At 41.5% G+C, this 13,543-nt stretch carries 12 protein-coding genes; 2 read left to right on the top strand and 10 right to left on the bottom strand.

Going from position 1 to position 13,543, the window contains the following annotated elements; genetic code table 11:
- Window positions 1-51 precede the first annotated feature (51 nt).
- The 3 genes from J9537_RS19390 to J9537_RS19380 form a co-directional block, all read right to left on the bottom strand.
- Window positions 52-1,170 (bottom strand): AI-2E family transporter, encoded by a 1,119-nt coding sequence (locus J9537_RS19390; RefSeq protein ID WP_028021133.1) that lies wholly within the window; start codon window positions 1,168-1,170, stop codon window positions 52-54.
- Window positions 1,171-1,380: 210 nt separating this feature from the next.
- Complete coding sequence (locus tag J9537_RS19385; protein ID WP_028021134.1) at window positions 1,381-2,544, bottom strand: aminotransferase class I/II-fold pyridoxal phosphate-dependent enzyme; 1,164 nt, start codon at window positions 2,542-2,544, stop codon at window positions 1,381-1,383.
- Window positions 2,541-3,035 (bottom strand): Lrp/AsnC family transcriptional regulator, encoded by a 495-nt coding sequence (locus J9537_RS19380; protein ID WP_010743813.1) that lies wholly within the window; start codon window positions 3,033-3,035, stop codon window positions 2,541-2,543. The genes J9537_RS19385 and J9537_RS19380 overlap by 4 nt, the downstream gene beginning before the upstream one ends.
- A 237-nt stretch (window positions 3,036-3,272) precedes the next feature.
- Here J9537_RS19380 and J9537_RS19375 point away from each other — a divergent pair, with 237 nt between their 5' ends.
- Window positions 3,273-3,602, top strand: a complete 330-nt coding sequence (locus tag J9537_RS19375) for a hypothetical protein (protein WP_010743814.1) — start codon at window positions 3,273-3,275, stop codon at window positions 3,600-3,602.
- An 81-nt stretch (window positions 3,603-3,683) separates the two neighbouring features.
- Here the strand turns inward: J9537_RS19375 and J9537_RS19370 are convergent, their stop codons facing one another.
- The 4 genes from J9537_RS19370 to J9537_RS19355 all read right to left on the bottom strand — a co-directional run bounded on the left by J9537_RS19370 (window position 3,684) and on the right by J9537_RS19355 (window position 8,888).
- Window positions 3,684-4,232 carry a hypothetical protein gene (locus tag J9537_RS19370; RefSeq protein WP_028021135.1) on the bottom strand — a complete coding sequence of 183 codons (549 nt, stop codon included), beginning with the start codon at window positions 4,230-4,232 and terminating at the stop codon, window positions 3,684-3,686.
- Window positions 4,233-4,329: 97 nt separating this feature from the next.
- Complete coding sequence (locus J9537_RS19365) at window positions 4,330-5,304, bottom strand: TMEM175 family protein (RefSeq protein WP_028021136.1); 975 nt, start codon at window positions 5,302-5,304, stop codon at window positions 4,330-4,332.
- Window positions 5,305-5,392: 88 nt separating this feature from the next.
- On the bottom strand, window positions 5,393-6,301 hold the full coding sequence (locus J9537_RS19360) for a DMT family transporter (RefSeq protein WP_028021137.1): 909 nt from the start codon (window positions 6,299-6,301) through the stop codon (window positions 5,393-5,395).
- Between the two features lie 196 nt (window positions 6,302-6,497).
- On the bottom strand, window positions 6,498-8,888 hold the full coding sequence (locus tag J9537_RS19355) for a Xaa-Pro dipeptidyl-peptidase (RefSeq protein ID WP_218257452.1): 2,391 nt from the start codon (window positions 8,886-8,888) through the stop codon (window positions 6,498-6,500).
- Window positions 8,889-9,099: 211 nt separating this feature from the next.
- Here J9537_RS19355 and J9537_RS19350 point away from each other — a divergent pair, with 211 nt between their 5' ends.
- Window positions 9,100-9,375 (top strand): zinc ribbon domain-containing protein, encoded by a 276-nt coding sequence (locus J9537_RS19350; RefSeq protein WP_028021139.1) that lies wholly within the window; start codon window positions 9,100-9,102, stop codon window positions 9,373-9,375.
- A 207-nt stretch (window positions 9,376-9,582) separates the two neighbouring features.
- Here J9537_RS19350 and J9537_RS19345 read toward each other — a convergent pair whose 3' ends face one another.
- The 3 genes from J9537_RS19345 to pepV all read right to left on the bottom strand — a co-directional run bounded on the left by J9537_RS19345 (window position 9,583) and on the right by pepV (window position 13,364).
- A complete protein-coding gene (locus tag J9537_RS19345) occupies window positions 9,583-9,948 on the bottom strand; it encodes a PqqD family protein (protein WP_010743820.1) in 366 nt (121 codons plus the stop codon).
- The gene (locus J9537_RS19340) at window positions 9,941-11,860 is read right to left on the bottom strand and encodes an OPT/YSL family transporter (protein WP_010743821.1); all 1,920 of its coding nucleotides are present in this window, start codon (window positions 11,858-11,860) and stop codon (window positions 9,941-9,943) included. Before J9537_RS19340 ends, J9537_RS19345 begins: the two co-directional genes overlap by 8 nt.
- An 85-nt stretch (window positions 11,861-11,945) precedes the next feature.
- Complete coding sequence (gene pepV, locus J9537_RS19335; RefSeq protein WP_010743822.1) at window positions 11,946-13,364, bottom strand: dipeptidase PepV; 1,419 nt, start codon at window positions 13,362-13,364, stop codon at window positions 11,946-11,948.
- Between the last annotated feature and the right edge of the window lie 179 nt (window positions 13,365-13,543).

Raw genomic sequence — 13,543 nt, 5'->3', positions numbered from 1 at the left:
TACAATAAAGATAGCCCTCCAAGTTTATAAACTTGGAGGGCTATCTTATTTTTACCCTTCTCCGCCATCCTTGAACAGATGACTTTCTCGGCGAAGTTGGTAGATTTTATGAATGTTGATAATCAATGTTTTGATCACTGCATAAACGGGAATGCAGATCAACATCCCGACTATACCAGCGACACTTCCCGCACCGATTAAAACAAGAATAATCGTTAATGGATGGATGTTCAATGACTTGCCAAACAGCAAGGGTTTGATCAAATTCCCATCTAATTGCTGAATCACCAACACAGAAAGGACCATATAAAGCGCCTGTAACGGCGAAATAAATAATCCAACGATGATTGCTGGCACCGCCCCGATAAAAGGACCGACATAAGGAATGATGTTTGTAATTCCGCAGAATAACGCCAACAGCAAACTATAGGGCTGCTTAAAGATCGTCATAGCAATAAAGCTTAAGATTCCAATAATGAAAGCATCTAGAACCGTACTGCTGATATACGCAGATAAGGTTTCATTCAATTCTCGTACCGTTTGACGCAGTTCTTTTCGGATAGACAATGGAAAGAATTGCGATATAGCATCCAAAAACTTATGCCCATCCTTGAACATAAAGATCAAAATAAAAGGAACCGTGAACAGCAACACGAAAAATTTCATCGCAAAGCCAACGATCCGTGACAAGCTAGACGTCACACTGACAATTCCTACTTTGATCAAATTATTAATCGTCAAGTTAGCTGAAGCAAGCTGTTCCTCAAGATTAAAATTTTTGAATTCATCACGCTTAGCCAGCTCGCTGAGCCAACGACCTGATTCTTCTGCATAAACAGGCAGGTTTTGCGTTAGTTGAACGGTTTGCTCAATGACCTTCGGAACGGCGTTCATCATAATCAGAACAATGATAAAGGCGATGACAATAAAGGACAGGAGAAAACCTACAACCCGCGGCAAACCGCCTCTTTCTTCTAAAAATACAACGATAGGATCGAACATATAGTAGAGAAAACCCGCAACTAATAGTGGCAGAATGATTGCAGAAATCATCCCCAACACTGGTTCGAAAATGTTAGGCATTTGCAGTAAAAAATAAATACCAATAATAGTCAAGACAATCTCCGCTGTCCAAAAGAATAACTTCGATTGTTTAAAACGTGTCAGCATAAACGCCTCCTTAAAAATTCTTATCCCCCAAGGATATGGCTTCATCTTATCATTTCTTGCAACAAGTAAGAATGCTTTTTGTAAAATTAAAGCAGAAGTTTTACAGAAAGTACAGAAGTTCCCAATAAATAAGAAATTTTATTTTCTTCAGCTAGAAATGAACTGCATTTTAGTCTTAAAAAAAGAAGCGGAATACTCCGCTCCTCCTAGTTATTTCAATCGCGTCACAAAACGCTCCAAACGTTGAATCGCTTCTTTTAATTCATAGATCGAATAGGCATAGGAAAGGCGTAAAAAGCCTTCGCCGCTTTTTCCGAAAGCCGAACCGGGAACGACGGCCAACTTTTCCTCATCCAATAGACGCAACGCAAACTCCTCACTGGTCAGCCCGAATTGACTGATTTGCGGGAAGAGATAAAAAGCGCCCTTCGCCTTATAGCATGGCAAGCCCATCTTCTCCAATGCATGGTGCAGATAGTTCCGCCGTTCTTCATAAGACAGACGCATCGGTTCTACCGTCTCCTGCCAATTGTTCTTCAATCCCGCTAGTGCTGCGTATTGACTAGCTGTTGGTGCTGCCATGATCGTGTATTGATGCAGCTTCAACAATTGCTCCATAAACATTTCTGGACCGGCCATAAAGCCCAAGCGCCACCCTGTCATCGCAAAGCCCTTAGAAAACCCGTTGATGACAATCGTCCGTTCACGCATCCCAGGCAATTCAGCAATACTTGTAAAAGGCTCATCATAAACCAGTTCCGCATAAATCTCATCTGAAATGACTAGTAGGTCGTGCTTTTTCACGACATCTGCGATCTTAATCAATGCCTCGCGATCCATCGTACCGCCTGTCGGATTGTTGGGATAAGACAAGATCAAAATCTTGCTTTTATCGGTCAATACCGCTTCCAACTCTTCAGGGGTCAGCATAAATTGGTTCTCTGCTTTCAGATCGATTGTCACTGGTGTCCCGCCAACGATTTGTGTGATCGGCTCGTAGCATACAAAGCTCGGTTGAGGAATAATCACTTCATCACCTGGATCAACAAAGGTACGCAGCGCAATATCGATCGCTTCGCTTCCTCCTACTGTCACCACAATCTCAGTCTTGGGATCATAAGCAACCTTGTTCCGGAAAAGCAAATAATCACTGATTTTTTCACGTAATTCGATTAGACCAGCATTCGCGGTATAAAATGTTCGTCCCTCTTGGATCGAACGAACTCCTTCTTGGGTCATGTGAGAAGGCGTATCGAAATCTGGTTCCCCTACTCCTAAAGAAATCGCGTCTGGCTGTTCTGATACGATATCAAAGAATTTTCGAATACCTGAAGGTTGGATATCCGTGATTTTTTTCGTTAAGAAATTTCTCATGGGCTCACCTGAATTCTAGGGTCGGAGTCATCTTGATACATATCAATGCCCCACTCCTTGTATTTGTCTAGCAAGAAATGCGTCTGCGTCCCTGAAACATCAGGAATCGACGCTAGATTGGTAGAGATAAATTTCGAGATTTCTTTAATATTCCGCCCCTGCAGCAGCAAAATAAAATCAAAGCCGCCGCTGACAAAGAAGAAGGATTTCACTTCAGGGAATTTACGTACCCGTTCCGCGATTTCACGATAGCCATCCTCCCCTTTTGGAATCGTTTGTACCTCAACTAACGCTTCAATCCAATCATCCTCTACTTTATCCCAATCAATCAAGGCCCGATAGCCGCAAATAATTTTTTCTTCTTCCAGTCGTTTGATTTCTGCAGAAACGATCACTTCATCTTCGCCTAGCATCACCGCGTATTCTTCCATACTTAACCGACAGTCGGATTCGATCAGCTTTAATAATTGCTTGCGTTTACTTTGTTCCATATGAACGTCTCCTTCAATTCACCTATTTATTAGGTAGTTTTAATCTTTCATTTATTATTCCCAAAAAAATTTAAACTGTCAAATAATTTTGAAAATTTGTTCCTCTCACTATAAAATTTCTTTATCTATGGAAACTATCATAAAAAAAACATTTTTTTATAACACAAAGAGGCGGTTTCATAGTACAATAAACTGGATGAGCAACAAGAAAAATGCGTTGAGGCAGGAGGATTGGGAATGGAACAAGTAGTTGAGCTTTTTATTGAAAAACAGCGGCAGCGGTTAGCAGATGGCAAGATTCGCCAAGAGGAGTATGAGGCGTTCTTGGATGGGATCAATGATGCCCTTTCATTTTTAGGGATGCATTATGTGAATGGGTCGGAAACAGTTGAGAAGGATGATCGAAAGCCCGCAACCTTTAACGAGATCGAAGAAAAATATAAGAAATTTCGCGAAGTGGCGATGTACAAGAACAGCTTCTTGCGCGTGTCAGATATCATTAAGCATTCCGGTGAAATGACTGATGAACTGAAGAAGATCACCAACACAATCAAAGAAGAGCTTTAATAACCAACCTTAAAGAAGCGAAATCTCGCTTCTTTTTTTATAGCTCATTTACAAAAAATAGACCTAGCGAACCCGCCAGGTCTATCCCTTCATCAATAACTCATTATAAAATGCTTGTCCAATTTCCTTCAGTTCACTTTTATTAAAGGATTTCACGATCCAAGTAGGCATAGGGATTTCGACTGTGGCATAAATCAAAATCATGACCTGAATAAAAGCCTGTACGTTCAATTGATCAATCGCTTTTCGCAAACGTCGAGCAGGCTCTAGTAACTGACTTTCCATTTTCCGCCCTCGATACTCACGATAAATCCTTCGTCCCTCTTCTGCAGCCAACGAAAACAGCGGCTGTTCCTCCGCAATCGCCTGTAAACTTTCCTGTTTATAGCGATCATAGCTTTGCTGCCATTTCAAAAGCTCACCATAGACGACTTCGATTTTCTGTTGACGAACCGTCGCCAGTGCGCTATAAAAATCAATCGGCAGCTTTTCAACACGCCGTTCCCGTTTGATCCAAGTAGCTAAGGTGGATTGAGGAATCCCTGCAAGTTTGCCAAATTGTTCAACAGTGATGCCTAGATCGCGACGAATATACATTTTAATTGGATGTTCAATGAATGCTCTTGTCATTTTGCCACCTATCTCTCCTGCGATATTTATACTTCATTATATAATTAAGACTAAAAAAATACCAAGGCGAAATGTCTCTCACATCTCGCCTTAGTCCTTATTTTTCTTCTTTTCGTCCTAAGCGTCGATTTGTCCTATCCTTCTCCTGATTTAAACGCTGCTCCGTCTTTGTCTTTTCCTGATCTAGGCGACGCTCCGTCATTTCCTTCTGAAAGGTCATCCGCTGCTTCTGTTTTTCTAAACGGTCGATCTCATTTTCTACTCGCCGCCGTTCCTTTTCATCCAATGAAGATAGACGCTGTTTCCGATCATTGATCTCATTATTGATACGGCCTTCCCAATCCGCCATTACTTGCTTCCAACGGTCAGGATCCTGATCCTGATTCGCTATCAATGAATCTCGTAGTAATGTTGAGTAACGGCGCATCGAGTTCCCCCAGACTTGATTCCGATCCTGAAAATAATCGGCTTGCTGCTGATCGTCCAAAGCAGCAACCAGATTGTCCTCCTCGCGATCAATAATGTTCTGCAAGAAGGCTAAAATCGGTAAGATCAGATAGATGATCAATGCTGGTCTTACGTAAAATAAACCAAAAATCAAGACGAGAACCCGAAAACCAATAGCCAGTAAATCTTGCTTGTTCAACTCATTGATTCGCCGTTTCCGCTGCTTCTCTTCTTTAAATGCTTGAGCTGTCAAGGCTACTATCAAACGACGCATGATTCCTGTAACAATCAATGTCAAAACACCATAAATCAAGAGCGTTTGCTTTGTTGTATCCTCAATTAGCAACCGCGTAGCCGATGGAACTAATGACAAGAAAAATAGCAGCAGTAAATAAATGACTAGCTCTTTATTCTTCACCTGATCGATTTTGTTAAAAGCATACCCCGTCTGAAACCACAGATTTGCTACAAAACAAAAACTTATAAAGTAAATTCCCACCGCTCTAAATAACGAGTACAGATCAACTGCCCCATTTGCAGCAGTCTGAATCGGCAACTCTAAGACGATGATCGTCAATATAATCGCAATGATGGCATCGCCAAAAACAACCACGCGCTCCTTCATCTATTCCACTTCCTTTTCGTTCTTCTGACCTATCATATACCAAGTAACTAAAAAAGAATAACGATAAGGGGAGCTTATGAAATTATTTTTACTCGACCCGTTCCTTCTTTGGCAAAACCTGTTTATCTGACAAACGAGTCAGCAGGAGAACAGAACCAATAACGACTGCAAAACCAATGATTTGAACGGCGACGAAGTGACTATTAAACAAAACAACACTTACTATCGTCGCCAAAATTGGCTCTACCACTGTCAATACACTTGCCAGCGAAGCCTCAATAAAACGTAAGCTCGATAACTGAAACAAAAAGGGCATTGCTGTTCCGAAAACAACGATACTTGCCACTAAAGCAAGCGAATAACCATCCATTTGAAATTCCGGATGCCAAATCGGGCGAATGGGTTGAAAGGCCACCCCTGCAATGAGCATGCCCAAGCCAGCAATTCGCATCTCGCCATACCTTACCAGTAGCTTTCGCGGCTGCAGCGTGTAAAATGCTAATGTGACCGCTGAAGCCATTCCCATTGCAAAGCCCATCGTTGAAATATTCAGTGTCTGAAGATTTCCTTCCGCCACAATCAAAAAAACACCGACGAAAGTCGCGACCATCAATAGGCCTTCTAAAACATTGATTTTCTTTTCCTTATTAAAGACCAAAAAAATAAAAATGAAGATCGGACCTGTAAATTGCAAAATCGTTGCAATCGCAGCCCCGCTATATTGAATTGCCTTAAAATACGTATACTGCACCCCTAACATGCCGATCAAAGAAAATAGCAAGAGGCCCATAAAATCTCGTGCCGAAAATTTTCTTCGCGGAGCCTTTGTTTGAAATGCATTTAATCCTGTTAATAACACTCCCGCCGTTAAAAGACGGACACTCGCCAGCCACTCTGGCGAAACCTGATATTCTTCAAAAAGAATCTGACACATGATTCCCGACAGCGCCCATAAAGCCCCCGCCGAACACGCTAAGCCAATCCCCCTAAGCTTCATTGTCTGCTCCTTTACTATGGATCTAATGATAATTTGCATTCTCTCATTTTACCGATAAATAATTATTACTTTTTAAATGAAAATACTAGGTGGAACAAAGAATTCTCTTCATTATAGCATTCATATACAAATCCTCCAGATCCTTTTTTGCCAAAAAAACAAGCCCAATAATTTGGGCTTGTTAGAAAGCGTTTACTTACTCCCCGATCGGCAAAATCAACTGTGAATCTGCTAACTCTAGAGTATAGGTGATATCCTGATTGCCACGAACCGTCATTCCAAAGTCTGTCCCATAAACGGCTAGACCGATTTGACGCCCTGCTGGTAGATGATACATCGTCGGATGAAGAGCCACTTCCACCTCAACGAATTCATTCGCCTTCAGATCATCATTTTTCCAAGGGTTTTCACGATTCTGTAAATTAATGTGGCCGCGACTGATCAGCTTGTAATCATCCTCTGCGCCAAGCTTAAATTCAACCAAATTATCCTCGCGCCAATTTCTGCCTAATGGCAACCCATGGAGAGCCACTACATCTGGCACCGGCTTCAAACGTTTTGCCGTACCGAAATCAATCAACTCAAAGCTTAACATTCCAAGATCCACACTAGAGGCAACCTTGATTTTCACCTTTGGCCGACCATTTAAAAAGATTGCTTCATTTAAAGCTTCAGTCTTCGCTAAATAGCGATGCCCGCTCATGGCGCCGTCTTCCTTCAATTCCTTCTCCCAAAGATCAATATTTTTTGTATAGCTTTGGTATTGTTTTTCCGGTAATTGATCATTGAAGGAAACTTGACCTGACACAGTGTTTTCAGATAATTCCTTTTCACCTAGGTGATACACTTTTTCACTTACTGGAGTCCAGTCCTTTAGACTTTCCCAAATTTCTGGAGTGGTATTGTTTTGATAAACGATATCAGGCAAGATTTCTTTGGCTTTGTTTTCCACACCATATAGTTTATGACTCAGCCATAAGTTCATCATATCTTGGAAATCCAATGACGGCATATTATTGATATAAATGTGCTGTCCTTGATGAAGAATCAATTTCTTCGCCACTGGCACCTCTTTCAAAGCATCCCATAGATCAGCGACCTGACGCGGCTTCACGTTCCAGTCATTCAATCCATGAACCATCACCACATCGCATTTGATGTCTTTGATAAACGGCAGATAATTGCGTTCATCCCAGAAGGTGTTGTAATTGCCTGTCTTGCGATCCTGCAGCTCCGCCATCTCCTTTAAATAATCTAAGAAAAATTTCTTGCTGTGAAGGTAGTCTCCGGCGTTACGCATCTTGCTGAAGGTCTCGATTGCCAGCACATCCGCGTCCTCTCCCGGGAAGCCGCCAGGTGCGATGACTAAGCCGTTGTCACGATAATACTGATACCAATCAGAGATCGCCGCTTCCGAAATAATTGTCTCAAGTCCATCCACTTGGCGGGTCGCACATGCCGTCGCTAAGGTCCCTAAGTAGGATTTCCCAGTCATCGCAACTTTTCCGTTACTCCACCAGGCTTTAATGGCGATATTATCGGTCCGATTGGTAAAGGCGCGACGATTGCCAGCCAACCATTCAATATAAGCTACCATCGCCGTCGTTTGTTCAACAGAGCCGCAGGTTTGAATCCCGTCAGAGTCTCTCGTTCCGATCCCTGATCCATACACTACCGCAAAGCCGCGAGCCAAGAAGAAATCATTCAAGCTATGGTTATTCTCGCGAACAAAGGTTTCGGTCGCATGAGTCGCTTTTCCCTTCACTTCTCGTTCAGCAGGTAAATCTGGCTTTACTGGTTGGTATTGAATTTCTTCATAGGTTGTTTCTGTCGGTTCTTTGCGTTCTAATGGCACATTCACATCATAGGTCAATTCTTCACCAGCAGGACCATTCACTCCTTGGCTATAAGGACTAGCGGTAAATAAAGTTGCGACCTGCAGCCCTGCTTCTGTTTCTGCTGGTCGTAAAATTTCTAATTTCAAAAGATCACGCTTGCCATCTTGATCCGTATCTAACGGGGCTTCCACATAGACAACTTCACGGATCAGGCGTGAGGTATCAAAGACCGCTTGTGCTTTTCCATTGAAGAAGAACGGCTTGCTGACTTCTTTATCCTGGTAAAACCCTTCAGAAGCTAATTTATCTAAATAGTTCAACCCATTTTTCGTATGGCTGGTTAATAACAAATACCACGCCTCAATCACTGTATTTTTATCGGAAAAATCGCCGTCGATCATGGAAATACCAATTTTTTCAGCCTCATCAAGAACTTTTTTAGGCTCGAAATCAATCGTCGGTTCGAAATCCAACTGCTGCAACCCCATTGTATAAAAAACTTCCTTAGTCAAAGGAGTATTCATCTGATAAAAAGCGGCTAGATCTGTCGTTTCGTCTGCTAAGAAATTGCCCAGCTTACTAATAAATCCGCTCTCTTCCTTCACAGTTAAAAAGCTCTTACGTAAAAATTCAAACCACAGTTTCGTAGCGTCTTTTGCTGAATCGATTGTCAGAAAGCCCGCCTGGGTCAACTCCTTCTTCGCTTCTTCAAGTGAGACACGTTTTAAACCAAATTGATTGATTTTCATTTACTTCTCTCCTTTTTCATCTTTGCATTTATTCCAGATAAAGCAGCTGCAGCATCATTTTTCTTCATCACTCGCTCAAAAAAAATAAAGACAATAGAAAAGCTGTATTAGTTCTGCTTTTTTTCTGATAAAATAATTATAACAAATCCTTTTGACCGGTTTGTTAAAGTTTAATGAAAACGATTACCAGTTTTATTAAGGAGGATGACCAATGACAGAAATGACTTATTGCCAAAGCTGCGGGATGCCCTTAACCGAAGGAACACACGGGACTGAGCATGATGGGGCAAAAAGCAGCGACTACTGTCTATATTGCTACAAACATGGGGCTTTTGTAGATGACCTCACCATGGAGGATATGATCACTATCAGTATTAACCATATGAAGGAAGCAGGAATCTTAGCAGAACAAGGAAAAACCGAAGAAGAAACGTTAGAATTTTTGAACAGCTTCTTCCCAGATCTGAAGCGCTGGAAAAAAGCTTAAACGGCTTAGATAATTTATTGAACTCTTGAAAAAGGTGAAGTCCGATCAACTAAAATTGATTGGTCTCCACCTTTTTTCTAATAATAGTGTGGATAGCGGCAAGATGCCCACGAATATGAACAACGATTAAAGAAAAATGATTAACGTAAAAAAATCTAACAATAAAGGAAAAAACCACTTCAAGCGGATTGCTTGAAGTGGTTTTCCCTATACTAACTCAATATATTTTTCATTCTTCTCTAAATGATGTAAATAAATCAATAATCGATCGTACAACTGATTATTGGCTTCCTCGATGGCTGCGCCAAGGTTTTCGCCAATTTCTTTGACTGTACGCTTCCCATCAATTTGTTGAAGAATAAAACTGCCATATTTGTCCAGCTCCATCTCAGTGGTTTCTGGAATCTTGTAATGAATCTTGCGTAAGACTCGTTGGATCCAGGCATTTTGTTCCGTGATAACAAAGACGATGCCGTCACGTACTTCATAATGCAAGCCTTCTTTGATGCGATAGACACGTTCTAACAGCTCTTGTGTTTCAGGGTTCACAGCATTTGGCTGTTGATTAGTCATTGTGTTTCACTTTCTTCACACTTAACAACGGCGCAATGATTGCAACGATTAAGATCGCTAGCAATAAGAATGCGGACCCGTTAGACCCTAAGAAGCCAGTTGGTGTTCCAGGTGTTACGACACCAGTTACTTGTAAAATAATTCCGATCAATCCGATGATTGAACCACCAGCGATTAAACCAGATGACAAGCTGACACCTAAAGTAATACGTTCTTCTGCAACTTCTTCTGTTTCCTTCTTGTTCAATACATCAATCAATTGACGGATCAACGCACCAACTAAGATGATTGAAGTTGTTGAAATTGGTAAGTAGAAACCAATCGCAAATGTCATGATTGGGACTTTCATGAAGTGTAACACGATCCCCATAACTGCACCTGCAATTACCATGTGCCATGGCAATGAACCAGATGTAATACCTGAAGTCAATGTTGCCATTAAGTTCGCTTGAGGCAAACCAAATGGAGGGTTCGAACCAGTGATCGCTAATTGTGGAGATAAGATCACCATCATACCAGTAACGATAACCACACCGACAATATTAGAGATTAAGAAGTAGCGACGGCCTTCGTTGAAGTTTCCGCCCATTACGAAAGTAACTTTTTGTGATTGTGAATAACCACCAGCTACTGAAATTGCAAGTACGATAAATGTACCAAACATTAATAATTGTTGTGTGTTTTCAGCTGAAGTCCAGCCCATCATAACAAAGACTAAGGTCAAGATTACCATTGAAGCGATCGTCATACCAGATACTGGCAAGTTTGACGTACCGATCGTACCAGTCAAACGGCCTGCAACGATAACGAACAGGAAGCTTAAGATAATTGACAATAGACCACCAACAAGTGCCATTGCAACACTTCCAGTAATGATGAAGCCCATTACGATACCGATAACCGCACCAACGATTAATGGAAGCATGCCGCCGCCTTCTTGTTCAACTCCATCTTTACGACCTTTTAAGGTTGCAGAGATAGAAGAAATGATGGTTGGGATCAGTTTGATCGCGCCGATCAATCCACCAGAAATCATCATACCTGCTCCGATGTATTTAACATAAGAACCAGAGATGACAGCGAAGTCTGATGCACTCAATAATTGAGCCGCATTGTCCCAGACATGGGCATTGCTGTTAGCCATTTCCATGAAGTAACCAAGTAATGGAGCGATCGCGAAGTTCGCTAAGATTGAACCAGCAAACATCAAGACAGAGACATCCATCCCAACGATGAATCCGATACCCGTTAATAATGGGTTTACTTCTGTTTCAAATTTCCATTTATAGAAGCTTTCATTGACATAGCTGATTACATTGTTCATAATACCGAACACTGAACCTGTTAAAGCAGTTAAAATCCCACCGATACCAAAACCGATACCCATGTATTTCAATGAGTCGCCACCAGTATCAGAAGCAACCAATGTTTCAGAAATAGCCATTGCTTCAGGGTAAACTAATTTACCGTGTTCACTAACCAACATGTAATCTTGAACGATTGAGAAAACACCGACACCTAGTAAAACAGCACCGATACCTAACCCAACACCTTCGATGAAGTTCACCTTACCGCCAACTAAAATTACGGCTGGTAATACGAAAATCATCCCTGATGCGACAGATTCCCCACCACTTGACATCAATTGCAATAAGTTCTTCCCTAAAATAGTTTTAGGTTTTACAAATAGAGCGACTAGCCCTGATCCAATAATTGCACCTGGGATACCTGCGGCTACAGTCAAACCAGCCTTCATACCTGAATAAGCGGTTGATGCAGCGAATAGCGCAGCTAGCAAAATACCTAAAATCATGATGATTGGTGAGCCTGATTTTTTAGGCTTATCAGCTACATACGGGACATAATCTTTCCCTGCTACTCCACCAAAAGCGTCTTTTGAGAGTTTTTTCATTATCTTTGAAATTCCTTCCTTACTATCTTTTCCCCAACGAGATGAGGAATCCTGTAAAGACAGGATTCCTGTCTCTCATTACCGACTATTTAACTAAGCGATAAATAGCGTCAGCATAAATAGCTGTTGCTTTGAACAAGCTATCAATAGGCATAAATTCGTTTGGCTGATGCATTACGTTTTCTTCCCCTGGGAACATCGCGCCGTATGCGACACCACGTTCTAGGATTCGACCGTAAGTACCTCCGCCGATTGATTCTTCGTGGCCTTCAAGACCCGTATGTTCTTCGTAAACGTCCAATAAGGTTTTCACTAATGGATCACTTGCTGGAACATAATGAGGAGTTTTCACGTCACCAATGATCGCGATTGAAACGTCTGCAGCTTTAAGGACTTCTTCCATGTTAGCTAAGATGGTATCTTTGTCGATGCCTTCTGGATGGCGAACGTTGATCGTAATCTTCTTGTCGCCTTCTGCAGTATAATCGAACAAGTTCGCTGATGAAGTCGTTTCACCCATTACATCGTGTTTTGTGTAAGCATTGATTTTCTTACCGTTGTAATCTAAGTGAAGGTATTCAGCGGTTGTTTGAATATAGTTGGCACCATTGCCGTCTAGGTTGTAGTCAGCTAAGAATGCTGCTAAGAATGTTGCAGAGTTTACACCGAATTTAGGTTCTTGTGCGTGAGCACCTTTACCAATCACTGTAATAGTGATTTCGCCGTTACTTTCCGCGAACTCGCCTTTGATTTCAGATTTTTCAACAAATGCATCAAATGCAGCTTTCATGTCTGCAACTTTTGCTTCGTTGTTAACCTTAAGTACAGCTGTTGCATCCCCTGGTACCATGTTGGTCCGCAAGCCTGATTTGAAGCTTACAAGATCAAAATCGCCAGCTTCAGCGTTGTCTTTGTTTGCGAAAGTCACTTCATAAGATAAGATTCCTTTTTCACCGTTGATGATTGGGAATTGTGCATCTGGAGAAAAACCAACTTTTGGCATTTCTTCCACTTCCATGTAACGATGAATTCCAACCCATTCACTTTCTTCGTCGGTACCGAAGATAAAGCGAATTTTTTTAGAAATCGGTAATTCTAAATCTTTGATGATGCGCATTGCATAATAAGCAGCGATTGAAGGTCCTTTATCATCGGCTGACCCACGTGCGTACAATTTCCCATCTTTGATCACTGGTTCGAATGGATCTGTATCCCAGTTATCATCGACAGGAACCACGTCAACGTGTCCTAAAAGACCAAACATTTCTTCTCCGTCACCGTATTCGATATGGCCGGCTACGTTTTCGATATTTTTCGTAACGAATCCGTCGCGATCGCCAATTTCTAATACTTTACGTAATGCGGCAGCTGGTCCAGGTCCAAGAGGTTCTTCTTTTGTTCCATGTTCCACGTCGCGAATACTGTTGATACGAATAAGATCGCCTAAGTCTTTCAGTAAGTCGTCTTTGCGTGCTTCTACTTCTTTTTGCCAATCAATTGTCATTGTTTAATCCCTGCTTTCTTTTTTTTGTAACAAGTTCAAGAACCTGTTAGATTCATTAGAAAGATCATGTCTAAATATAGTTTTCAAATTTTGACAGCTTAGAATAACCTTCTTAAAAAGACGAATTCACGGTCCCTTTTGAGGATGCAATACGTCAAAACAATCAACGGAAAAGACCG

The sequence above is a fragment of the Enterococcus raffinosus genome, from assembly GCF_019175485.1.
Lineage (GTDB): Bacteria > Bacillota > Bacilli > Lactobacillales > Enterococcaceae > Enterococcus_A > Enterococcus_A raffinosus.
Note: the sequence above shows the minus strand (reverse complement) of the source record. Positions and strands in the feature narration are given on the sequence as shown.